Consider the following 23,431-nt stretch of genomic DNA (forward strand, 5'->3'; position numbering starts at 1 on the left):
TTGTCTGTTCCTCGTGAATCGCTTCATTTCTCCATGCCCTTTTCCGCCTGGCAGTGAGCGTGCGTTACTTTCCGCCGTTGCCTCCGGCACTTTCCAGATAATGAATGAGTGGCTATTAGGCGAGAGCATATTGGGGCACAGTGACATAACACGCCCTATTTAAAAGAAAATTGTTTCTATTCATTATTACTGGCGAGCGGGAACGTAAATGACATTTTGTTGTCAATAGGAAAAATACGTATTCAGTTTTGACATTGAGGCCGATAAAGGCATCGGCTCAACGCGTTGGGGGCTGATTATCTGACATATTTCCAAACGGAGGTGGGGATTTTGTCATACAGTTTGTTCATGGTGAGCTCTGCCAGACGGTGATCGGCGGCTGAGTAAAACAGCTCCAGTTCATCATCGGAAAGCTCGTACTTATTTTTCTCGATAACACGTTCGAGAGTATCAATCGTGGTGCATTTACGTAAACGCATCAGATAGTCGGTTTTAGTCATGATGGCCTTTTAGTTTAATAACCGTAAAATAGCTCGGGAATAATTATCCCCTAAGTTTTCATTGTCGTACAGATGTCCTCTCCTGAGAACATTCTGAATAATCTCGCCTTGGTTTTTTGCCAACGGCGCAGGTCGGAATCATTGATGCCGTAGCTGCTGAACAACGTATAGGTATCGTCGAGATATTCTTCGACTAACTCCGACAGATCGGATTCGTCCATGTATTTAATTTTATAGCTCATCACAAACGAAGCGATATGTTCAATCAACTCATTCAGCTGCAGGTTGACGGAAGATGTCGGATCGTTGACCCAGCCATGGTGACTGTCTCCCAGGGTGGCGATACCTTCATCATACAAATTTTCGCACAAGAATTTGAGCTGAGCAATATCGTGTCGCTTAGGCGAATACTCATCCATATCATCCCCTCCGTAAGTCTTAATTGCGGTGTGATAACACTATGTGAGTAAGCTGATTTACATCATGAACGGAGGCAGCTTAACGGTGGTTAAATAAACTTCCCGTAAAATTAATATAAATCATTTTTTCGCGTTTGGCCTGCAGTTATTACGTAAACTTACAATTCATCCGCAGTTGATGGCCGTGAGTTATCAATGATGTCGAAGATTAAACCCCGCTCTGTCACACTGAACCGGACGCTATCGCTGAGAGTGTCTTCGCTGTTGATATCCAGGCAGGCATTAAAAATTCCCCACTTATAGCGATAACGCATTGAATAATCGCTCTCGCTTTGTCGCACTATATCAAGTATTTCTAATGAATCTTCGGCGTAACGTGCGCTTTCGGAATAAAAATCGAGTCCGCTGGTCAGCGCAGGTACTAACTCCGCAATATTGTCATTAATCACTTTCTTTAATTCTTTAACAGAAAGTGCGTTGACGTCCAGGTTACAGGCAAGGGTAACACGCATTAATCTTGGCCAACAGCAATGTTATCCGCTTATCTTACTCCTTTTCTGCTCTCGTCGGTAAAATTTTCGATTTACTTCGGTTTTTTACCTTAAAACAACATTTGCACAGAATGGGAATATCCCTGTTTTTGATATGGATGACAGTGGCGGAGGGCGGTGTCTCGTCGGTTGTTACGTTCCGTTGCATTAATGGGCACGGTAGGACTTGAGGTGTCACGGTGATTGTGATGTTATATTATAACTATTAACTCACCTTGCTGGCCACGACATTGACCCCCACTTCGCAAGATGACGCCGCGCCGTCACTGAATTCACTGTTTACCACTTCCGCTGCTGTGCGTTGTGCGGGTGCCGCTGTTTTATTGGCTCTGTTGTGGCTCGGCATTTTTTGGGCGGTATCGCTGCCATGATCACATTACGCCAACTGGCGATAGGTTATGGCACTACGCCGCTTTTCCCGCCGCTGAACGGGCAGTTTAGCGCCGGTTCGTTAACCGCGGTGGTGGGCGTCAACGGGGCCGGGAAGTCGACGTTGCTGAAAACCCTCGCCGGTTTGTTACCGCCGTTGGCGGGCTGCCTGAGTTTTAACGACGCAAAGCCGCCGCGCAGGGCTTATTTACCGCAGCAGGCGGAACTGGATCGGCAATTCCCGATCGCGGTGAGCGATCTGGTGGCGATGGGCTGTTGGTCGCAAAGCGGCATGTTCGGCGGCATGAACAAGCGCGCCGCGAGTCTGGTTAATGAGGCGTTGGCGAACGTCGGCATGAGTGCGCTGGCGCACAGCCCGGTGGGCGAGCTGTCTGGCGGCCAGTTGCAGCGGGTGCTGTTTGCGCGTCTGCTGGTGCAGCAGGCGCCGTTGATCCTGCTGGATGAGCCTTTTACCGGCATCGACAGCGCCACCACGCAGATCCTGCTGCAGGCGATTGCGCAATTGCACCGGCAGGGGAGAACGGTAATCGCCGTTCTGCACGATATGTCGATGGTTGCCGAGCATTTTCCGCAGGTGCTGTTGCTGACCCCGCAGGCGTGCCATTGGGGCGCGGCCGAGCGCGTGCTGGAACAGGTGCCGCGCTATCAGGCCGCCGAACGGCAGCCGGGTCTGCGGGCGGTGGCGCCATGATGCTGTTGCATGGGCTTATCGATCCTTTCCTCTCTTTCGGTTTTATGCGCCGCGCGCTGATGGCGTGCCTGGCGCTGTCGCTCAGCGCAGCCCCGCTGGGGGTGTTTCTGCTGTTGCGCCGCATGAGCCTGGTGGGGGATGCGTTGTCCCACGCGGTGTTGCCTGGCGCGGCGATCGGTTATCTGATTTCCGGCATGTCGCTGGTGGCGATGGGCGTGGGCGGTTTTATCGCCGGGCTGGCGGTGGCGATGCTGTCCGGCCTGGTGAGCCGCCGCACGCCGCTGAAAGAGGACGCCAGTTTCGCCGGGTTCTATTTGGGGTCGCTGGCGCTCGGGGTCACGCTGGTCTCGCTGCGCGGTTCCAGCGTGGATCTGCTGCACGTGTTGTTTGGTTCGATCCTGGCGGTGGATGCGCAGGCGATGCTGATGGTCGGCGCGATCGCCACGGTTTCGCTGCTGGCGTTGGCGGCGCTGTACCGCGCGTTGGTGATCGAATCTTTTGACGTCACCTTTCTGCGCGTCAACGCGCCGCGCCGGTTAGCGTTGATCCACGGCCTGTTTTTGGCGCTGGTGGTGGTCAATCTGGTGGCGGGGTTCCAGATCCTCGGTACCCTGATGTCGGTCGGTCTGATGATGCTGCCCGCCGCCAGCGCGCGCTTCTGGGCGCGCAACCTGCCGCAGACGCTGGCAGCGGCGATGGGCATCGGCGCGCTTTCCAGCCTGATTGGGCTGGTGTGGTCCTATTACGCTTCGCTGCCCGCCGGCCCGGCGATCGTGCTCAGCGCCAGCGTCATCTTTTTCGTTTCGATCCTGTTTGGAACGCGCGGCGGCATTTACGCCTTCGCGCGCCGTTGAGAAGTGCCATTTGCAAGGAGAAAGTATGAAACGTTTACCTATATCGCTGGCGGTCGCTGCTCTGCTGGCCAGCCCATGGGCGATGGCGAAGACCGTTGACGCCGTCGCCAGCTTTTCCATTTTAGGGGATATCGTCAAACAGGTGGGAGGCGATCACGTCAAGGTTAGCACGCTGGTGGGGCCGGATGGCGATCCGCACAGCTTCGAGCCTTCGCCGCAGGACGGCAAAAAGCTGGCGCAGGCCGATGTGGTGTTCGTCAGCGGCCTGGGGCTGGAAGGGTGGATCGATCGTCTGGTCGGGGCATCGGGCTATAAAGGGCAGGTGATCACCGCTTCACAGGGCATCAATACCCGCCAGATGGAGGAGGACGGCAAACCGATTACCGATCCCCATGCCTGGAACAGCATGAAAAACGGCGTGCAGTACGCCACCAATGTGATGAACGCCCTGATTGCCGCCGATCCCGAGGACGCCAACTATTTCCGCCAGCGCGGCGCGGAATACATTCAGCAGTTGCAAAAGCTCGACCTGTGGGCCAAAAACCAGTTCGCCGCAGTGCCGCCGCAGAAACGCAAGGTGCTGACCAGCCATGATGCCTTTGGCTACTTTGGACAAGAGTATGGCGTCACCTTCCTCGCCCCGGTCGGATTTTCCACCGAAGCGGAAGCCAGCGCCAGCGACGTGGCGAGCCTGATTAAGCAGATTAAACAGGAGAAGGTTAACGCTTACTTTATCGAAAACCAGACCGATCCGCGGCTGGTAAAACAGATCGCTGCCGCGACCGGTGCCAAGGCGGGCGGTGAGCTGTACCCGGAAGCGCTCTCCCGCGCCGGCGGCCCGGCGGCCACCTATGAGCAGGCGTTCAAACACAATGTCGACACGCTGCTGAGCAGCATGAAGTAATCACTGCCCCCGCCCGCGGGTGGGGGACAGCTTGCAGGCACTTTCTCGTCATAAAAAAAGCCCCGTTGAGCAGCAACGGGGCTTTGCGACAGATGACACTTTGGAGTTAACGCTTTTTCTTACGTCCCTGTACCGCTTTGAATCGCGGATTGCTTTTACAGATCACATAGATGCGGCCACGACGACGCACGACTTTGCAATCCGGGTGGCGGTTTTTCGCCGAACGCAATGAACTCAATACCTGCATGGGGTTTCCTTGTTACTTATTGCCGATAAAGCGGCCAAAGCGCTGCTGGAAGCGCGCCGTGCTGCCTTCTTTTGAGTAGTCTTTCTGCTTGCCGGTGTAATACGGATGCGAAGCGGAAGAGACGTCGAGGGTGACATACGGCCAGCTTTCACCGTCCAGTTCGATGGTGCGATCGGTTTTGATGGTCGATCCCACTTTGAAGTAGGCGTTGGCGCTGACGTCGTGGAATACCACGGTGCGGTAATCGGGATGGATGCCGGGTTTCATGATGGCCCTCTCTTGTGATGTTATACTATAACAATAATTATGCGCCGACCTGACATCACGATCAAGCGTAAATTGCACTCACGAGTGAATTAATGAGAACGGTTTGCATTAAGCAACTGAAGCAAAAGAAAAAGGCCGCATGCGCGGCCTTTTCGATTATCGGGTGGAGCTCACATCACTGAGCGATCAGTGGTGCTCTACCGGATGGCTGTGTTCCAGATCTTCGCTCTTCTTGCTGAAGCGGCGGCGAACCACCACGAAGAACACCGGTACGAAGAAGATCGCCAAGACGGTAGCGGTGATCATCCCGCCCATTACGCCGGTACCCACCGCGTTCTGTGCGCCGGAGCCCGCACCGCTGCTGATAACCAGCGGCAGAACCCCGAGGATGAAGGCCAGAGACGTCATCAGGATTGGACGCAGACGCATACGCACCGCTTCCAACGTCGCTTCGATCAGGCCTTTGCCTTCTTTCTCCATCAGATCCTTGGCGAATTCCACGATCAGGATGGCGTTCTTCGCCGATAGACCTATGGTGGTCAGCAGCCCCACCTGGAAGTACACGTCGTTGTTCATGCCGCGCATCGTCGCGGCCAACAAGGCACCGATAACCCCCAGCGGCAATACCAGCATGACCGAGAACGGCACCGACCAGCTTTCATACAGCGCCGCCAGACACAGGAACACCACCAGAATCGAGATGGCGTACAGCGCCGGCGCCTGGTTGCCCGACAGACGTTCCTGATAGGACATGCCGGTCCAGTCGTAACCGATGCCGCTTGGCAGTTTGGACGCCAGCTGTTCCATCAGGTTCATCGCTTCACCGGTACTCTTGCCCGGTGCAGCTTGGCCGAGAATTTCCATCGACGGCAAGCCGTTATAGCGTTCCAGACGCGGTGAGCCGTATTCCCATTTCGCCGAAGAGAAGGCGGAGAATGGTACCATCTGGCCGCTGGTTCCGCGCACGTACCACTTGTTGATGTCTTCCGGCAGCATGCGGAACGGCGCCTCGGCCTGTACGTACACCTTCTTCACACGACCGCGGTCGATGAAGTCGTTGACGTACGAACCACCCAGCGCGGTGCTCAGCGTGCTGTTGATGGTGGTGATGCTGACGCCCAGCGCCTTGGCTTTCTCCTGATCGACGATCAGTTTGAACTGCGGCGTATCTTCCAGGCCGTTCGGGCGCACACCCACCAGCACGTCCGGATGCTGAGCAACCATGCCCAACAGCTGGTTACGCGCTTCGGTCAGTTTTTCGTGCCCCAGGCCGCCCTGGTCGATCAGTTCGAAGTCGAAGCCGGTTGCGGTACCGAGTTCGATGATCGCCGGCAGGTTGAACGGGAACACCAGGCCTTCTTTAATCTGCGAGAACGCACCCATTGCGCGACCCGCGATCGCTTCGACCTTGTTTCCGGCCCCTGGGCGCTCGCCCCAGTCTTTCAGGCTGACGAACGCCAGACCGTTGTTCTGGCCGTTACCGTTGAAGCCGAAGCCCGCGACGGTAAACACCGAGACCACGTTGTCCTTTTCCTTGTTCAGGAAGTAGTCGGAGACTTCTTCCAGCACTTTGTTGGTGCGGGATTCGGTGGCGCCGGCAGGCAGCTGCACCATGGTCAACAGGATGCCCTGGTCTTCATCCGGCAGGAACGAGGAAGGCAGGCGCAGGAACAGCAGGCCCATGCCAACCACGATCAGCAGGTAGATGATCAGGTAGCGACCGGTGCTGCGCAGGATGTTGCCCACGCTGTCGGTGTAGTGATGCGTGCTCTTCTCGAACATGCGGTTAAACCAGCCGAAGAAGCCTGTTTTAACCCCGTGATCGCCTTTCGGGATCGGTTTGAGCATGGTGGCGCACAGCGCCGGCGTCAGGATCAAGGCCACCAGCACTGACAGCGCCATCGCGGACACGATGGTGATCGAGAACTGGCGATAGATGGCGCCGGTTGAACCGCCGAAGAACGCCATCGGCACGAATACCGCCGACAGCACCATGGCGATACCCACCAACGCGCCCTGGATCTGGCCCATCGATTTACGGGTGGCTTCTTTCGGCGGCAGCCCCTCTTCGGACATCACGCGCTCGACGTTTTCCACCACCACGATGGCGTCATCCACCAGCAGGCCGATCGCCAACACCATACCGAACATCGTCAGGGTGTTTATCGAGAAGCCGAACGCCGCGAGTATCGCAAAGGTCCCCAGCAGTACTACCGGCACCGCGATGGTTGGGATCAACGTCGCGCGGAAGTTCTGCAGGAACAGATACATCACCAGGAACACCAGGATGATGGCTTCGATCAGCGTTTTCACCACTTCGTTGATGGAGATTTTAACGAACGGGGTGGTGTCGTACGGATAAACCACTTTCATCCCTTGCGGGAAGAATGGCGCCATCTTGGCCAGCTCGTCTTTCACACCTTTGGCGGTGTTCAAGGCGTTGGCACCGGTAGCCAGTTTGATACCCAGACCGGCGGCAGGCTTGCCGTTATAGCGAGCGGTAACGGCGTAGCTTTCCGCGCCGCGCTCGATGTGAGCGACGTCGCGCAGGCGCACCTGGGAACCGTCGGTATTGACCTTCAGCAGGATCTTGCCGAACTCTTCCGGCGAAGTCAGACGGGTCTGCGCGATGATCGAGGCGTTCAACTGCTGCCCCGGCACCGGCGGCAGGCCGCCCAGCTGCCCTGCGGCGATCTGGTTGTTCTGCTCGGTGATGGCGGAAGTCACGTCCGTGGTCGTCAGCTGGTAGTTGTTCAGCTTGTTCGGGTCCAGCCAGATACGCATCGCGTACTGGGCACCGAACAGCTGCACTTCACCCACGCCGGACGAACGGCTGATCGGGTCCTTGATGTTGGACGCCACGTAGTCCGCAATATCGTCCTGAGTCATGTTCGGATCGTCGGAAACGAAGCCGGCCACCATCAGGAAGCTGCTGCTGGATTTTTCTACTTTCAGGCCCTGCTGCTGAACTTCTTGCGGCAGCAGCGGGGTGGCCAACGACAGTTTGTTCTGGACCTGAACCTGCGCGATGTCAGGATCGGTGCCGGATTCAAACGTCAGGGTAATGGTGACGCTACCAGAGGAATCACTGGTGGAGGACATGTACATCAGGTTATCGATACCGTTCATGTTCTGTTCGATAATCTGCGTGACGGTATCCTGCACCGTTTTGGCATCTGCGCCCGGGTAGTTGGCGGAAATGCTCACCGCCGGCGGTGCAATAGTGGGATACTGCGCAATTGGCAGTTTCATTATTGCAAGCACCCCCGCCAACATGACGATGATGGCGATAACCCAGGCGAAAATTGGGCGATCTATAAAGAACTTAGCCATGTATTACCGGCTCCTTTTTATGACTTCTGCGCTTCAGACTGCGGCTGTTTTTGCGCCTGAGTGTCAACTTCCTGCACTTTTACCTGCGCGCCCGGATGCACTTTCATCAGGCCGGTGACGATCACGCGATCGCCGGCTTTCAGGCCATCGGTAACCAGCCATTTGTCGCCAATCGCCTGGTCTGCCTTCAGCGTGCGCAGTTCAACTTTGTCGTCTGCCCCTACCACCAGCGCCGTCGCGTCGCCGCGCGGGTTGCGGGTTACGCCTTGCTGAGGCACCAGCAGCGCATCGCTGCGCACGCCTTCGTCCAGACGAGCGCGCACGAACATGCCCGGCAGCAGCGTATCGTTCGGGTTAGGGAACAGAGCGCGAATGGTGATGGAACCGGTGGTCTCATCGACGGTGACGTCAGAGAACTCCAGCGTGCCTTCCTGCGCGTATTCGGCGCCGTTTTCCAGCATCAGTTTCACTTTAGCCTTGCCGTTTTCCTGCTTCAGCGCGCCGCTGGCCAATTCTTGCTTCAGGCGCAGGAAGTCGGTGCTCGACTGGGTGACGTCGACATACATCGGATCCAGCTGCTGCACGGTGGACAGGGCGGTCGCCTGGCCGTTGCTGACCAGCGCGCCTTCGGTCACGGCGGATTTGCCGATGCGGCCGGAGATCGGAGAGGTCACCTTGGTGTACGCCAGGTTGATGCGCGCGGTTTCCACGGCGGCCTTGGCGGCCACGACGGCGGCATCCGCCTGCTGCAGCGTGGAGACGGCGTTGTCGTAGTCCTGCTTACTGATATAGCTGGTACCCAGCAATGGTTTGTAGCGGTTTACCGTCACGCGCGCGATCGAAGCGCTGGCCTGCGCTTTGGCCAAATCGCCTTTTGCGCTGTCGTAGCTGGCCTGATAGGTGGCGGGATCGATTTGGTACAGGGACGTCCCGGCCTTGATATCGCTGCCTTCAACGAAGTTGCGCTTCAGGATGATGCCGCTGACCTGAGGGCGAACTTCGGCGATACGATACGCAGCGGTGCGGCCAGGAAGATCGGTAGTGATGTTGAGAGGCTCGGCTTTCAAGGTCACTACGCCCACTTCAGGTGCCTGTTGATGAGCGCCTTGCTGTTGGGTTTCTTTATCGTTACATCCTGTTAGCACTAAGCTGCCTGAAAGCATCAGAACGGCCGCCAGAGGCGTTAACCCTCTGTTTTTGTTCATAGAAAAACCTCAAGTGTCCGATTTCAAAATGATCAATGGATCACAAGCTTTAAAACCCATTGCTGCGTTAATTATATGTGCGTGCTATGGTACATACATTCGCGAATGTATGTAAATCACACTCCCCCTAAATAACAATGCCATGGCACGAAAAACCAAACAGCAGGCACAAGAAACCCGACAGCAAATCCTTGATGCTGCGGTGAGAGAGTTCTCTGAACGTGGCGTTGCTGCAACGTCACTGACAGATATTGCCACCGCTGCTGGGGTTACGCGTGGAGCTATTTACTGGCACTTCAAGAATAAGGTAGACCTGTTTAATGAAGTTTGGGAATCTACCGAGCCGAAAATTGACCAGCTCGAGACAGAGTATCAGGCAAAGTTTCCCGATAATCCACTGCGGGTTATCCGAGAAATTCTGATTTACATTCTGACGTCTACGGTGGAAGACTGCCGCAGGCGGGCGTTGATGGAAATTATATTCCACAAATGCGAGTTTGTCGGTGAAATGATGCCGTTGCTGGATTCGCGCAAAGTGCTGTATCTCGCCGGTTATGACCGCATCGAGGCCGTGCTGTATAACTGCATACATCACGGGCAATTGCCCAGCGATCTGCACACTCGCCGGGCGGCGATCATCCTGCGCGGTTATATCACCGGCCTGATGGAAAACTGGCTGTTTATGCCGGAAAGTTTTGATCTGCGGGCCGAAGCCGAAGCGTTGGTGGACGCGTTCCTGGACATGCTGCAGTTTTGCCCCACCCTGCGCCTCAAACCCGATGCGCCGACGCCAACAGCGCCAGACGCCGGCCGCCTTCCTTTATAAATAAGTCTTGATAAGTATAAGGAGAGACTTCATGTCATCAGTCGTTCTTATCGCCAACGGCGCCGCCTATGGCCATGAATCCTTGTTCAATGCGCTACGGTTGGCTATCGCGATGAAAGAGCAGCAGAGCAGCCTCGACCTGCGGCTGTTTCTGATGTCCGATGCGGTGGTGGCCGGGCTGGCCGGGCAGCAGCCGCACGAAGGGTACCATCTGCAGCAGATGCTGGAGATCCTTACCGCGCAGCAGGTGCCGGTCAAGCTGTGCAAGACCTGCGCCGACGCGCGCGGCGTCAGCCGCCTGCCGCTGGCGGACGGCGTGGCGATCGGCACGCTGGTCGAGCTGGCGCAGTGGACGCTGGCGGCGGAGAAAGTGCTGACTTTCTGATTTCGCGACAACGGGACATCACCGGCAACGTTTTTGTTGTTCGTTGCCCGCCGGCGATCGTGATAATCTTCAGGCTTCTTTACCGATCCGAAGCTAAATCATGCATCGCTGGTTGACTCTGCCTTCTCTGGCGCCGCTCTCGTTTGTCGGCGCATGCCGGCGGCGCATCGCCGCCGCGACACTCCTTTTCCTGATTTGCGCGTTCATCTTTCCGGCGCAGGCGGCGCTGAACGGCGATCTGCCGCAGCGTAGCGAAGTGCAAAGCCAGTTGGAAGCGCTGAACAAACAGAAAGCCCTGACGCCGGTCGAAAAGCTCTCCCAACAGGATTTGACCCGTACGCTGGAGCTGCTGGACGCCATCGAGCGCAACCGGCAGGACGCTGCGCAGCTCAAGCAGCAGGTGCAGCAGGCGCCGGCGAAGCTTAATCAGGTCACCGCCGAGCTGGATGCGCTGAAACGGCCTGAAGACAGCGCTGCGGCGCGCGCCGCCCTATTGCCGCTGTCGCTGCGCCAGTTGGAAAGCCGGCTGTATCAAACGCTTGATGAACTGCAAAGCGCGCAGGAGAGCCTCTCCACTTACAACAGCCAACTGGTGTCGCTGCAAACTCAGCCTGAACGGGTGCAGAGCACCATGTATGCCGCTTCGCAGCGTCTGCAGGAGATCCGCAGCCAACTCAGCGGCCAGACGCCGGGGCAAGATTCGCTGCGCAACAGCCAACAGGTCATGCTGGCCACCGAACAGGCGCTGCTCAACGCGCAGCTGGAGCTGCAGCGCAAAAGCCTGGAGGCCAATACCACTTTGCAGGATCTGCTGCAAAAGCAGCGCGACTACACGACGGCGCATATCGACGCGCTGGATCGCTCGGTGCAGCTGCTGCAGGAGATCGTCAACAGCAAGCGGTTGACGCTGTCTGAAAAGACCGCCAAAGAGGCGCAGAACCCGGAAGACGCCACCGATATCCAGCACGATCAGCTGGTCAGCAAGCAGCTGGACGTCAACCGTCAACTGAGCCAGCGGCTGATCGCCGCTACCGAAGAGAGCAACACGCTATTCCAGCAGAACATTCGGGTCAAAAACTGGCTCGATCGCGGGCTGCAGGCGGAGCGCAACCTGAAAGAGCAGATCCAGGTGCTGAAGGGCAGCCTGGTGTTGTCGCGCATTTTGTATCAGCAGCAGCAAAGTTTGCCGCAGGGCACGCTGTTGGCGGACATGGACACGCGCATCGCCGATCTGCGGCTGGAGCAGTTCGACATCAATCAGCAGCGCGACGATCTGTTCAAGGGCGAGGATTACATCAACCAACTGGTGACCGAGAGCAAGGAAAAGGCCGGCCCGGAGGTGATCGACGCGCTGAACGAAATTATCGATATGCGCCGCGAGCTGCTGGATCAGCTGAATAAGCAGCTCAGCAACCAGCTGTCGCTGTCGATCAATCTGCAGATCAACCAGCAGCAGCTGACCAGCGTCTACGGTTCGTTGCAGGATACGCTGACCCAGCAGATTTTCTGGGTCAACAGCAACAAACCGGTCGATCTGGCGTGGCTCAAGGCGATGCCCGAGGCGGTGCGCGATCAGCTCGCCGGGCTCGATATCAAATTTGACGGCGGCAAGCTGGTGCAGGGCGGGTTGAATGCGCTGGTGTTCCTGATCCCGCTGCTGTTGGCGATCGGCGTGTTGCGCTGGCGCTACCGGCTGATCGACAACCATTTGCAAAAGCTGGCCAACGACGTGGGGCAACTGAAGCGCGACAGCCAACTGCACACGCCGAAGGCCATCGCGCTGACCTTGTTGAAGGTACTGCCAGGCGCCGCGCTGCTGCTCGGCATCGGTTTCTGGATGTATCGCGCCGATTTCGGCATCAGCGACTTTATCTGGGCGCTGTCGCAGCAGCTGGCGCTGTCGTGGCTGGTGTTCGGCTTCAGCTATCGGATGCTGAAACCGGGCGGTATCGCCGAGCGGCATTTCAACTTCGGGGCCAATCTGTGCGCGCATTACCGCCGTCAGACGCTGCGTCTGGGGCTGGCGCTGCAGCCGTTGATCTTCTGGTCGGTATTGGGCGAGAAGGCGCCGCTGCGCCTGGTGGAAGACGTCATCGGCCAGATCGTGGTGATGCTGACGCTGGCGCTGCTCGCGGTGCTGGTGTTCCCGCTGTGTCGCGACAGCTGGCGCGAAAAGGGCTCGCACGCCGTGCGGCTGGTGGTGGTTACCGCCATCGCCGCCACGCCGCTGATCCTGCTGGGGCTGATGTTCGCCGGTTACTTCTATACCACGCTGCGATTGGCCAGCCGTTGGATAGACAGCCTGTACCTGTTCTTCCTGTGGAATATCGTGTATCTGACCGCGCTGCGCGGCCTGAGCGTGGCGGCGCGGCGCCTGGCCTACCGGCGCGCGTTGGCGCGGCGGCAAAACGTGGCGAAAGAGGGGGCTGAAGGTGGCGAACCGGTGGTGGAAGAGCCGCCGCTGGCGCTCGATCAGATCAACCAGCAATCGCTGCGCCTGACCACCCTGGTGCTGTTCGCCATCTTCGCCAGCGCCTTCTACGCCATTTGGTCGGATTTGGTGACGGTTATCGCTTACCTGGACAGCATCACGCTGTGGCATTACACCAGCACCATGGCGGGCAGCAGCGTGGCGCAGGCGGTGACGCTGGGCAATATGATGGTGGCGATCGCCGCGGTGATCGTCGCTTATGTTCTCACCCGCAACCTGCCCGGTCTGCTGGAAGTGGTGGTGCTGTCGCGGCTGCAGCTGCGGCAGGGGACTTCCTACGCCATCACCACCGTGCTCACCTACCTGATTACCGCCGTGGGGGCGGTGGTCGCTCTGGGATCGCTCGGCGTAGCCTGGGACAAACTGCAGTGGCTGGCCGCCGGTTTGACGGTCGGGTTAGGCTTTGGGCTGCAGGAGATCTTCGCCAACTTCGTCTCCGGTCTGATCATTCTGTTCGAACGCCCGATCCGTATCGGCGATACCATCACTATCGGCACTTTCTCCGGTTCGGTCAGCCGGATCCGCATTCGCGCCACCACCATTACCGACTTCGATCGCAAAGAGGTGATCATCCCGAACAAGGCGTTCGTCACCGAGCGGCTGATCAACTGGTCGCTGTCCGACACCATCACTCGCGTGCTGATCAAGGTGGGGGTGGCTTACGGCTCCGATCTCGATAAGGTGAAAAAGGTGTTGCTGCAGGCGGCGCACGACAATCCGCGGGTGATGACCGATCCCGAACCGCAGGTGTTCTTCCTCAACTTCGGTGCCAGCACGCTGGATCACGAACTGCGGCTGTATGTGCGCGAACTGCGCGATCGCAGCTATACCGTGGACGAATTGAACCGCTCAATCGATCGCTTGTGCCGGGAAAACGGCATCGACATTGCCTTCAATCAGCTGGAGGTGTATCTGCATAACCAGCAGGGCAATGAAGTGCAGGAAGTGAAGAGAACGCTGTCGCCGGATGAAGGCGGCCAGACGGCGGGCTGATGAAGAAAGAAGAGGCGAAAGGGACAGCGGCGCTGTCCCTTATTACTGTCCGACGGGCAGATAGGGGGAGGTGACGCCGGCGCGCTGCAGCTTTTCCTGATAATCCCGTTTGACGATATCCAGCGCCGCCAGTGCGGTAGCCGGATCGATTTCGTTGCATTCCAACAGGTAGATCAAGTCTACCGCCAGCTGCAGTTCGGGTGAGGCGTTTTCCAGAGACATGGCACCTGCGCTTATTGATTAATGAGATGAAAAATTCACGTATCGGCAAAGTATAGTGAACCCGGCGCGCAACCGGGAATAATCATTAAAATATTGTGATAAATCTTCAAAAACCGTTTTCTTTGCGTTCGATATTGCGCTCGATGCGCGCCAGTGCCTGACGACAGCGCATCAGCCGCCCCTCCAGCGCCGCCAGCTCGTGCTGCAGCTTTTGCTGCGCCGCCAGCGTGGTCTGGCGCCCCAGCAGGCTTTCCCGATCCTGAATCATGGCGATCAGCCGGCGTTCGTAGTCCTGATGCTCGGCCAGCTTGTGGTACAGATCGGCCTCGGGGGCTTCTTTCGACTGGTTCTTGCGCCGCAGCGCCTGGGTCGCCAGTTCGCGCTGCAGGGCGGCGATCTGGGCTACCAGCTTTTCGGCCAGAAAGGCCACCTGACTGGCGCGGCTGTCGTTGGCGGCGTGTTGCAACTGGGCGAAGTTTTTCTCCACCTCGGCCAGATAGTCGCGCAGTCGCGTGCCGCGGTTGGCGAACAGGGCGGCGTCGAAGCGCGCCTGCGGGATCGGAACATCGCCGCGCGGGGTGACCTCGGCCGCCAGCGCTGCGATCTGCTGTGCCAACACCTGTAATAGACGCTGAGTGCTCACATAAGCTCCCTCTTGATTTCAACAGGCGTAAGCTTGCCCGCGATCCTGCCGTGAAACAAGCGCCGCACGCATATTCCGCCGGCGCGGCGCCGATGCTACAGTAGGCGCCAACCGATTGAGGAGCGAAGAGCCGCATGACGCGTGGGTTATTGATCATTTTAGGCTGGCTGGCGGTGGTGCTGGCGACGTTGGGCGTGGTGCTGCCGCTGCTGCCGACCACGCCGTTCCTGCTGTTGGCCGCCTGGTGCTTCGCCCGCTCTTCGCCGCGCTTTCATCACTGGCTGCTGCACCGCTCCTGGTTCGGTCCTTACCTGCGCCACTGGCAGCAGCATCGCGCGCTGCCGCCGGGGGCGAAGTGGAAGGCGGTGCTGGTGATCGTGCTCACCTTCGCCTGTTCGCTGTGGCTGGTGAAAATCTGGTGGGTGCGCGGGCTGTTGCTGCTGATGCTGGCTATTTTGCTGACCTTTATGCTGCGCCTGCCGGTTATTGACCTGTCGCAACAAAAACAGCGCTGATTGTGCGCCGCCGGTTGCATTTGTCCGCCAGTTTGCATAGATTTGGGCGTTTTCGTGCGCGGATCGCCTGCCATTTTTTCTCCGGTGTGTTTCTCCCGGGGGCGGTGGGTGAGCGGCGCGCCGGTTTTCAGGCAGTTTTATCAGGCAACAATTATGACCGCTACTGCGCAGCAGCTTCAGTTTATTAAAGACAGTATCAAAACCATCCCGGATTATCCGAAGCCGGGCATCCTGTTCCGCGACGTGACCAGCCTGCTGGAAAACCCGTTGGCCTACGCCGCCAGCATCGAGCTGCTGGTTGAGCGCTATCGCGAAGCGGGCGTGACCAAGGTGGTGGGTACCGAAGCGCGTGGTTTCCTGTTCGGCGCGCCCGTCGCGCTGGCATTGGGCGTCGGTTTCGTGCCGGTGCGCAAACCGGGCAAACTGCCGCGCGCCACGCTCAGCGAAAGCTATGAGCTGGAATACGGCACCGACAAGCTGGAGATCCATACCGACGCCATCACCGCGGGTGACAAAGTGCTGGTGGTGGACGATCTGCTGGCGACCGGCGGCACCATCGAAGCGACCACCAAACTGATCCGCCGCCTGGGCGGTGAAGTAAAAGACGCCGCGTTCATCATTAACCTGCCGGATCTGGGCGGGGAAGCGCGTCTGAACAAGCTGGGCATCGATTGCTACTGCCTGGTGGATTTCGCCGGTCATTGATGCGGCATCGCCCCTCGGGCACAACGGCCTCGCGGATCGCCGCGGGGCTGTGTTAGCATGACCCTCCAGATTACTCGACTTCTCCGGTATTAATGAGCTATCAGGTTCTCGCCCGTAAGTGGCGCCCTCAAACGTTCGCAGACGTGGTCGGCCAGGAACATGTCCTGACCGCGCTGGCCAACGGCCTCTCGCTGGGGCGGATCCATCACGCCTATCTGTTCTCGGGCACGCGCGGCGTGGGGAAAACCACCATCGCGCGCTTGCTGGCCAAAGGCCTGAACTGTGAAACCGGCATCACCGCCACGCCGTGCGGCCAATGCGACAACTGCCGCGAGATCGAGCAGGGCCGCTTCGTCGATCTGATCGAGATCGACGCCGCTTCACGAACCAAGGTGGAAGATACCCGCGATCTGCTGGACAACGTCCAGTACGCGCCGGCGCGCGGCCGCTTCAAGGTCTATCTGATCGATGAAGTGCACATGCTCTCGCGCCACAGCTTCAACGCCTTGCTGAAGACGCTGGAGGAGCCGCCAGCACACGTCAAATTCCTGTTGGCCACCACCGATCCGCAAAAATTGCCGGTGACCATTCTTTCCCGCTGCCTGCAGTTTCACCTCAAAGCGCTGGACGTCGATCAGATCCGTCAGCAGCTGGAAACGGTGCTGACGGCGGAACAGATCACCAGCGACGCCCGCGCGCTGCAGCTGCTGGCGCGCGCCGCCGACGGCAGCATGCGCGATGCGTTGAGCCTGACCGATCAGGCGATCGCCATGGGGCAGGGGCAGGTGACCGCCGCCACCGTCAGCCAGATGCTCGGCACGCTCGATGACGAGCAGCCGCTGGCGATCCTCGAAGCGCTGGTCAGCGCCGACGGCGAAAAGGTGATGGCGCAGGTCGCGCAGGCCGCTTCGCGCGGCGTGGACTGGGAAAATCTGCTGGTGGAGACGCTGGCGCTATTGCACCGCATTGCGATGGTGCAGCTACTGCCTTCGATGCTCGACAACCACTACGCCACCGTGGAACAACGGCTGCGTGAGCTGGCGCGCACCCTGCCGCCGGCCGATGTGCAGCTCTATTACCAGACGCTGTTGGTGGGCCGCAAAGAGCTGGCCTATGCGCCGGATCGCCGCATGGGGGTTGAGATGACCCTGCTGCGTGCGCTGGCGTTTCATCCGAAAGCGGTGATCCCGGAGCCGGTGGCGTTGGTGCAGACCGCGCCGGCGCCGATGGCGCAGCCGCAGGCCGCCGCATCGCAACAGCCGCCGCAGTTTCAGGACGCACCGCCGCCGCTAGGGCAGCCGGCCGCGCCACAGCGACAATCATCGACTCCGTTACCGGATGCCACCGCCCAGCTGTTGAAAGCGCGGTCCCAGCTGCAACGGCAGCAGGGAGCATCCACACCAAAAAAGAATGAGCCGGCGGCGCCAGGAATAGCGCGGCCGGCAAACTCGGCGCTGGGGCGTTTGGCTTCCGTGACCGAGCGTAGCCAGCAGCGCCTGGCGGAGAAGAAGGTGCCGGAAAAACCGGCGAAGCCGGAAGCCTATCGCTGGCGCGCGCAGACCGAGCCGGAAGCGGCGCCGGAACCGCTGGCGACGCCGAAAGCGCTGCGCACGGCGTTGGAACACGAGAAAACGCCGGAGCTGGCCGCCAAGCTGGTGGTGGAGTCGCTGGAGCGCGATGCCTGGGCGGCGGAAATCGATAAGTTGAAGATCCCGAAACTGGTGCAGCAGCTGGCGTTAAACGCCTTCAAGCAGCAGCCGGAGCCGGGCAAAATTAGCCTCCATCTGCGGTCTTCGCAGCGCCATCTGAATTCGCCTTCGGCGCAGAAGACGCTGGCCGACGCGCTCGGGGAGCTGTATGGCAACCCGGTTGAGCTGACCGTGGTGGAGGACGATAATCCGGCGGAGCGCACTCCGCTGGAATGGCGACAAGCCATCTATGAAGAAAAACTGGCGCAGGCGCGCCAGTCCATCGATGCGGATACCAACATTCAGACGTTGCGCCGGTTCTTCGACGCGGACCTGGATGAAGAGAGTATTCGCCCCCTTTAAACGCTGCGCAACGTGCGCGGCCCTAGCGACGAGAGACGACTATGTTTGGTAAAGGCGGTCTGGGCAACCTGATGAAGCAAGCCCAGCAAATGCAAGAAAAAATGCAGCAGATGCAGGAAGAAGTCGCCAAATTGGAAGTGACCGGCGAGTCTGGCGCGGGCCTGGTGAAAGTGACCATCAACGGTGCGCACAACTGCCGCCGTGTGGAGATCGATCCAAGCCTGTTGGAAGACGACAAAGAGATGCTGGAAGATCTGATCGCCGCTGCGTTTAACGACGCCGCGCGCCGCATCGAAGAGACTCAGAAAGAGAAAATGGCCTCCGTTTCCAGCGGCATGCAGTTGCCGCCTGGCTTCAAGATGCCGTTCTGATGCAAACCAGCCCGCTCCTTGAATCCCTGATGGAGGCGCTGCGCTGCCTGCCGGGCGTCGGCCCGAAATCGGCGCAGCGCATGGCGTTCCAACTGCTGCAGCGCGATCGCAGCGGCGGCATGCGCCTGGCGCAGGCGTTGACGCGCGCGATGTCGGAGATCGGCCACTGTGCCGACTGCCGCACCTTCACCGAACAGGACGTCTGCACTATCTGCGCCAATCCGCGCCGTCAGCAAAACGGCCAGATTTGCGTGGTGGAAAGCCCGGCGGATATCCACGCCATCGAGCAGACCGGCCAGTTCGCCGGGCGCTACTTTGTGCTGATGGGGCATCTGTCGCCGCTGGACGGCATCGGGCCGGGCGATATCGGTCTGGATCGCCTGGAGCAACGGCTGGAAAAGGAAAGCATCACCGAAGTGATCCTCGCCACCAACCCGACGGTGGAAGGGGAGGCGACCGCCAACTACATCGCCGAGATGTGCGGCCAGTATGGCGTGCTCGCCAGCCGCATCGCCCACGGCGTGCCGGTGGGCGGCGAGCTGGAGATGGTCGACGGCACTACGCTGTCGCATTCCCTGGCCGGGCGCCACGCCATCAAGTTCTGATGTTTTCCCGGGTGGGGCCATTCGGCCCCGTCCTATCGCGAACAAAGGAGGAAAAACGTGGTTTTTCCTCCTTTGTTGTTATCAGCCGAAAATCAATAATTGGGCGCGGCCGTTCGGTCCCAGCGGTTTTTGCCAAAAATTTCCCACCGTCCGCTTGAAAAACAATACCCTGACCCTCATCTGATCCTCATTGTTCGATTTTGGTAGCCATTGTCTTTTGAGGTAATCAATGAGTATGAAAGGTCAAGAAACCCGCGGGTTCCAGTCTGAAGTAAAACAGCTGCTTCATTTGATGATCCATTCGCTGTACTCCAACAAAGAAATTTTTCTGCGCGAGCTGATTTCCAACGCCTCTGACGCCGCCGACAAGCTGCGCTTCCGCGCCCTGTCTGCGCCAGAGCTGTACGCCGGCGACGGCGAGCTGCGCGTACGCTTGTCCTTCGATAAAAAGCAGCGCACCCTGACCATCGCCGACAACGGCATCGGCATGCGCCGCGAAGAAGTGATCGAGAACCTCGGCACCATCGCCAAGTCAGGCACCAAAGCATTCCTGGAATCCATCGGTTCCGACCAGGCGAAAGACAGCCAGCTGATCGGCCAGTTCGGCGTCGGTTTCTACTCGGCGTTCATCGTGGCGGACAAAGTGACCGTGCGCACCCGCGCCGCCGGTGCCGCCGATGACGAAGGCGTGTTCTGGGAGTCCGCCGGCGAAGGCGACTACACCATCGCCGACATCACTAAAGAGACCCGCGGCACCGAAATCACCCTGCATCTGCGCGAAGGCGAAGATGAGTACCTCGACGCCTGGCGCCTGCGCTCGGTGATCGGCAAATATTCCGATCACATCGCTTTGCCGGTGGAGATCGAAAGCAAGAACGAAGAAGACGATACCGTCACCTGGGAGAAGATCAACAAGGCGCAGGCCCTGTGGACCCGCAGCAAGGCTGACGTGACCGACGAAGAGTACAAAGAGTTCTACAAACACATCGCTCACGACTTCACCGATCCGCTGAGCTGGAGCCACAACCGGGTGGAAGGCAAGCAGGAGTACACCAGCCTGCTGTATATTCCGGCCCAGGCGCCGTGGGACATGTGGAACCGCGATCACAAGCACGGCCTGAAGCTGTACGTGCAGCGCGTGTTCATCATGGACGACGCCGAGCAGTTCATGCCGAACTACCTGCGCTTCGTGCGCGGCCTGATCGATTCCAACGATCTGCCGCTGAACGTGTCGCGCGAGATCCTGCAAGACAGCCGCGTGACGCAAAACCTGCGCGGCGCGCTGACCAAGCGCGTGCTGCAGATGCTGGATAAACTGGCCAAAGACGACGCCGAAGGCTACCAGAAATTCTGGCAGCAATTCGGTCTGGTGCTGAAAGAGGGGCCGGCGGAAGACAACGGCAATCAGGAAGCGATCGCCAAACTGCTGCGCTTCGCCACCACTCACGGCGACAGCTCGGCGCAGACCGTGTCGCTGGAAGAGTACGTCGGCCGCATGGCGGAAGGGCAGGAGAAGATTTACTACATCACCGCCGACAGCTACGCCGCCGCCAAGAGCAGCCCGCACCTGGAGTTGTTCCGCAAGAAAGGCATCGAAGTGCTGCTGCTGTCCGATCGCATCGACGAGTGGATGATGAGCTACCTGACCGAGTTTGACGGCAAGGCGTTCCAGTCGGTCAGCAAAGCGGATGAAGCGCTGGACAAACTGGCGGATGAAACCGAAGAGCAGAAAGCCGCCGAGAAGCAGCTGGAACCGTTCGTCGAACGCGTGAAAACCCTGCTGGGCGAGCGCGTGAAGGATGTGCGCCTGACGCACCGCCTGACCGATACGCCGGCGATCGTGGTGACCGACGCCGACGAAATGAGCACCCAGATGGCCAAGCTGTTCGCCGCCGCTGGTCAACAGGCGCCGGAAGTGAAGTACATTTTCGAGCTTAATCCCGAGCATGCGTTGGTCAAACGAGCATCCGACGTGGGCGATAACGAACATTTCGCCGAATGGATCGACCTGTTATTGGATCAGGCGCTGCTGGCTGAACGCGGTACGCTGGAGGATCCGAACCTGTTCATCCGTCGCATGAATAAGTTGCTGTCCGCCTAAAGTTGAAGATATGCGCCCTTAACGGCACAGTTAGGGGCGCGTTTTCGTTTTTTCCCCGCATTTTCTCGCCTTTTGTTCGTCTGTTTTTTTGCACATTCCGCAATCGATTTCCTTCGCGCGCCTTGAGCCTGCCCCCCCTGAAATGGTATCGTTGAGCGTTTTCGCAATTTTATAAAAACTACATAGCAAGGGGATTTACGCAATGCGTATCATTCTGCTGGGCGCTCCGGGCGCTGGTAAAGGTACTCAGGCTCAATTCATCATGGAGAAATACGGCATTCCGCAAATCTCCACCGGTGATATGTTGCGCGCAGCCGTGAAGGCCGGCAGTGAACTGGGCAAGCAGGCGAAAGAGATCATGGACGCCGGCAAGCTGGTGACCGATGAGCTGGTGATCGCGCTGGTCAAAGAGCGCATCGCTCAGGAAGATTGCCGCAAGGGCTTCCTGCTGGACGGTTTCCCACGCACTATTCCGCAGGCTGACGCGATGAAAGAAGCCGGCATCAACGTGGACTTCGTGCTGGAGTTCGACGTGCCGGACGAGCTGATCGTTGACCGCATCGTTGGCCGCCGCGTGCACGCGCCGTCCGGCCGCGTATACCACGTGAAGTTCAATCCGCCGCAGGTGGAAGGCAAAGACGACGTGACCGGCGAAGAGCTGACCACGCGCAAGGACGATCAGGAAGAGACCGTGCGCAAGCGCCTGGTGGAATACCATCAGATGACCGCGCCGCTGATCTCTTACTACAGCAAAGAAGCGGCGGCGGGCAACACCCAATACCGCAAAATCGACGGCACCCGCAAGGTTGCCGAAGTGAGCGCAGAGCTGGCGACCATCCTCGGTTGATCGCAAGCGGGTTGTGCATGACGCCGGGCCAGTGGCCCGGCGTTTTTTTTGGCCGTTTTCCCGCCAAACTGTGATCGCGGCGGCTTGTTGCGGCCGTGCCCATTAATCGCCCGTGCCAAATGGCGTATAACAAGCCTGCGTTTTCACCACCAGCAGGGAGCCGGCCATGCTCAGACAAACCAATCTTCTGGCGGAAGCCACCGCGCGCCAGATCGTCCAGCGGGCGATGGGCATCATCAGCCATTCCGTCAACGTGATGGACAGCAACGGTGTGATCATCGCCTCCGGCAATCCGCAGCGTCTGTTTCAGCGCCATGAGGGCGCGGTGCTGGCGTTGGCGGAGAATCGGGTGGTGGAGATCGATCGCGCCACCGCCGAGCATCTGAAAGGGGTGCGGCCCGGCATCAACCTGCCGTTCAGCTTTCGCAATCAGCGGGTGGGAGTGATCGGCATTTCCGGTGAGCCGGCCGAGGTGCGCGCTTACGCCGAGCTGGTCAAGATGGCGGCGGAGATGATGGTGGAGCAGGCGGCGCTGCTGGATCAGCATCAGTGGGAAAAACGCTACCGGGAAGAGCTGGCGAATCAGCTGCTGCAGCCACAGCCGAACACCGCGTCGTTGGAAGCGATGGCGGCGTATCTGGGGTTGGATCTGCGCCAGGCGCGCATGGTGTGGATCGTCGAGCTGCAAGAAGCGCAGCCGCACCTGCTGCGTGAGCTGCTGGCGGAGCTGGAAGCCACCCAGCGCGATGCGTTGATCGCCATTACCGGCTTCAATGAGATGACCCTGCTGCGCCCGGCCTGTATGGCGCAGGGCGAATGGAGCCTGAAGCTGGAACGTCAACAAGCGCAGCGTTTGCAAAACCAGCTTAAACACCGTTTTCGGGTGCGGCTGATCGTCGGCGGTTTTTATGACGATCCGCAAAGCGCCTACCGCTCCAGCCTGACGGCGCGCGCCACCCAGGCGATGGCGCAGCGCCTGAAACTGCGCCATGCCACGCTGTTCTACCACGACTATCCGTTGCCGTCGCTGTTGTGCGATCTGGGGGAGGACTGGCGTGCTCAGGAGCTGGGGCGCCCCTGGCGAGCGCTGGGCGAACAGGACGAAAAAGGCGTGCTGCGCGCTACGCTGCGCCACTATTTTTCGCAGAATTGTGATCAGACGCAGACCGCCGCGCAGCTGCATATTCACGTCAATACCCTGCGTTATCGCCTGCAGCGCATCGAGGCGATAACCGGCATGAAAATCAATCAATTAACCGATGCTCTGCGGCTGTATATCGGCATGCTGATGCACGACTGAATTGTGCCAACCCAC

At 58.9% G+C, this 23,431-nt stretch carries 23 protein-coding genes and 1 other annotated feature; of the genes, 14 read left to right on the top strand and 9 right to left on the bottom strand.

Features of this window, described 5'->3' with window-relative positions:
* Positions 1–296: 296 nt before the first annotated feature.
* The 3 genes from hha to AAIE04_RS00985 all read right to left on the bottom strand — a co-directional run bounded on the left by hha (position 297) and on the right by AAIE04_RS00985 (position 1,431).
* Positions 297–500: a hemolysin expression-modulating protein Hha gene (gene hha, locus AAIE04_RS00975; protein WP_004940313.1), complete on the bottom strand. Its 204-nt coding sequence runs from the start codon at positions 498–500 to the stop codon at positions 297–299.
* Positions 501–550: 50 nt separating this feature from the next.
* Positions 551–919 (bottom strand): Hha toxicity modulator TomB, encoded by a 369-nt coding sequence (gene tomB, locus AAIE04_RS00980; protein WP_004940312.1) that lies wholly within the window; start codon positions 917–919, stop codon positions 551–553.
* Positions 920–1,077: 158 nt separating this feature from the next.
* Positions 1,078–1,431: a hypothetical protein gene (locus tag AAIE04_RS00985; protein WP_019454176.1), complete on the bottom strand. Its 354-nt coding sequence runs from the start codon at positions 1,429–1,431 to the stop codon at positions 1,078–1,080.
* A 406-nt stretch (positions 1,432–1,837) separates the two neighbouring features.
* Here AAIE04_RS00985 and AAIE04_RS00990 point away from each other — a divergent pair, with 406 nt between their 5' ends.
* Genes AAIE04_RS00990 through AAIE04_RS01000 form a run of 3 tightly spaced genes read left to right on the top strand, consistent with a single transcriptional unit; the run spans position 1,838 to position 4,309 of the window.
* Positions 1,838–2,551 (top strand): metal ABC transporter ATP-binding protein, encoded by a 714-nt coding sequence (locus AAIE04_RS00990; RefSeq protein WP_063918849.1) that lies wholly within the window; start codon positions 1,838–1,840, stop codon positions 2,549–2,551.
* Positions 2,548–3,405: a metal ABC transporter permease gene (locus tag AAIE04_RS00995; RefSeq protein ID WP_019454174.1), complete on the top strand. Its 858-nt coding sequence runs from the start codon at positions 2,548–2,550 to the stop codon at positions 3,403–3,405. The genes AAIE04_RS00990 and AAIE04_RS00995 overlap by 4 nt, the downstream gene beginning before the upstream one ends.
* Before the next feature lie 25 nt (positions 3,406–3,430).
* Positions 3,431–4,309, top strand: coding sequence for a metal ABC transporter substrate-binding protein (locus AAIE04_RS01000; RefSeq protein WP_019454173.1), 879 nt, complete (start codon positions 3,431–3,433; stop codon positions 4,307–4,309).
* 106 nt (positions 4,310–4,415) lie between these two features.
* On the opposite strand, the gene ykgO is transcribed toward AAIE04_RS01000, so the two are convergent.
* The 4 genes from ykgO to sdeX form a co-directional block, all read right to left on the bottom strand.
* On the bottom strand, positions 4,416–4,556 hold the full coding sequence (gene ykgO, locus AAIE04_RS01005; protein WP_004940304.1) for a type B 50S ribosomal protein L36: 141 nt from the start codon (positions 4,554–4,556) through the stop codon (positions 4,416–4,418).
* Between the two features lie 12 nt (positions 4,557–4,568).
* Positions 4,569–4,823, bottom strand: coding sequence for a type B 50S ribosomal protein L31 (locus AAIE04_RS01010; protein ID WP_004940303.1), 255 nt, complete (start codon positions 4,821–4,823; stop codon positions 4,569–4,571).
* Between the two features lie 186 nt (positions 4,824–5,009).
* Positions 5,010–8,156, bottom strand: a complete 3,147-nt coding sequence (gene sdeY, locus AAIE04_RS01015) for a multidrug efflux RND transporter permease subunit SdeY (RefSeq protein ID WP_019454172.1) — start codon at positions 8,154–8,156, stop codon at positions 5,010–5,012.
* Positions 8,157–8,173: 17 nt separating this feature from the next.
* Positions 8,174–9,361, bottom strand: a complete 1,188-nt coding sequence (sdeX, locus tag AAIE04_RS01020) for a multidrug efflux RND transporter periplasmic adaptor subunit SdeX (RefSeq protein WP_025160059.1) — start codon at positions 9,359–9,361, stop codon at positions 8,174–8,176.
* A 142-nt stretch (positions 9,362–9,503) separates the two neighbouring features.
* On the opposite strand from sdeX, the gene acrR reads away from it, so the two are divergent.
* The 3 genes from acrR (at position 9,504) to mscK (ending at position 14,056) form a co-directional block, all read left to right on the top strand.
* Positions 9,504–10,187, top strand: a complete 684-nt coding sequence (acrR, locus tag AAIE04_RS01025; protein WP_498576336.1) for a multidrug efflux transporter transcriptional repressor AcrR — start codon at positions 9,504–9,506, stop codon at positions 10,185–10,187.
* Positions 10,188–10,218: 31 nt separating this feature from the next.
* A complete protein-coding gene (locus AAIE04_RS01030) occupies positions 10,219–10,572 on the top strand; it encodes a DsrE/DsrF/TusD sulfur relay family protein (RefSeq protein WP_004940282.1) in 354 nt (117 codons plus the stop codon).
* A gap of 100 nt (positions 10,573–10,672) precedes the next feature.
* Positions 10,673–14,056, top strand: a complete 3,384-nt coding sequence (mscK, locus tag AAIE04_RS01035) for a mechanosensitive channel MscK (RefSeq protein WP_498576337.1) — start codon at positions 10,673–10,675, stop codon at positions 14,054–14,056.
* A 42-nt stretch (positions 14,057–14,098) separates the two neighbouring features.
* Here mscK and rsmS read toward each other — a convergent pair whose 3' ends face one another.
* Positions 14,099–14,278: a pleiotropic regulatory protein RsmS gene (gene rsmS, locus AAIE04_RS01040; RefSeq protein WP_498576338.1), complete on the bottom strand. Its 180-nt coding sequence runs from the start codon at positions 14,276–14,278 to the stop codon at positions 14,099–14,101.
* A gap of 106 nt (positions 14,279–14,384) precedes the next feature.
* Positions 14,385–14,921: a primosomal replication protein PriC gene (gene priC / locus AAIE04_RS01045; RefSeq protein ID WP_498576339.1), complete on the bottom strand. Its 537-nt coding sequence runs from the start codon at positions 14,919–14,921 to the stop codon at positions 14,385–14,387.
* A gap of 134 nt (positions 14,922–15,055) precedes the next feature.
* Between priC and AAIE04_RS01050 the strand changes: the two genes are divergently transcribed.
* From AAIE04_RS01050 to AAIE04_RS01085, 8 genes are all read left to right on the top strand, one after another.
* The gene (locus tag AAIE04_RS01050; RefSeq protein WP_019454167.1) at positions 15,056–15,436 is read left to right on the top strand and encodes a DUF454 family protein; all 381 of its coding nucleotides are present in this window, start codon (positions 15,056–15,058) and stop codon (positions 15,434–15,436) included.
* 153 nt (positions 15,437–15,589) lie between these two features.
* Complete coding sequence (gene apt, locus AAIE04_RS01055; protein ID WP_019454166.1) at positions 15,590–16,141, top strand: adenine phosphoribosyltransferase; 552 nt, start codon at positions 15,590–15,592, stop codon at positions 16,139–16,141.
* Positions 16,142–16,233: 92 nt separating this feature from the next.
* Positions 16,234–18,192: a DNA polymerase III subunit gamma/tau gene (gene dnaX / locus AAIE04_RS01060; RefSeq protein ID WP_498576340.1), complete on the top strand. Its 1,959-nt coding sequence runs from the start codon at positions 16,234–16,236 to the stop codon at positions 18,190–18,192.
* Positions 17,525–17,589: a sequence feature (DnaX frameshifting element), on the top strand. Its footprint overlaps the gene before it by 65 nt.
* Before the next feature lie 41 nt (positions 18,193–18,233).
* Positions 18,234–18,563, top strand: a complete 330-nt coding sequence (locus AAIE04_RS01065) for a YbaB/EbfC family nucleoid-associated protein (RefSeq protein ID WP_498576341.1) — start codon at positions 18,234–18,236, stop codon at positions 18,561–18,563.
* Positions 18,563–19,168 (top strand): recombination mediator RecR, encoded by a 606-nt coding sequence (recR, locus tag AAIE04_RS01070; protein ID WP_004940263.1) that lies wholly within the window; start codon positions 18,563–18,565, stop codon positions 19,166–19,168. The genes AAIE04_RS01065 and recR overlap by 1 nt, the downstream gene beginning before the upstream one ends.
* Positions 19,169–19,403: 235 nt before the next feature.
* On the top strand, positions 19,404–21,269 hold the full coding sequence (gene htpG / locus AAIE04_RS01075) for a molecular chaperone HtpG (protein WP_498576342.1): 1,866 nt from the start codon (positions 19,404–19,406) through the stop codon (positions 21,267–21,269).
* Positions 21,270–21,471: 202 nt separating this feature from the next.
* Positions 21,472–22,116 carry an adenylate kinase gene (gene adk, locus AAIE04_RS01080; protein WP_004940261.1) on the top strand — a complete coding sequence of 215 codons (645 nt, stop codon included), beginning with the start codon at positions 21,472–21,474 and terminating at the stop codon, positions 22,114–22,116.
* 166 nt (positions 22,117–22,282) lie between these two features.
* Complete coding sequence (locus AAIE04_RS01085; protein WP_498576343.1) at positions 22,283–23,416, top strand: sugar diacid recognition domain-containing protein; 1,134 nt, start codon at positions 22,283–22,285, stop codon at positions 23,414–23,416.
* Positions 23,417–23,431 lie beyond the last annotated feature (15 nt).

Source organism: Serratia sp. Ae19-1, assembly GCF_059801225.1.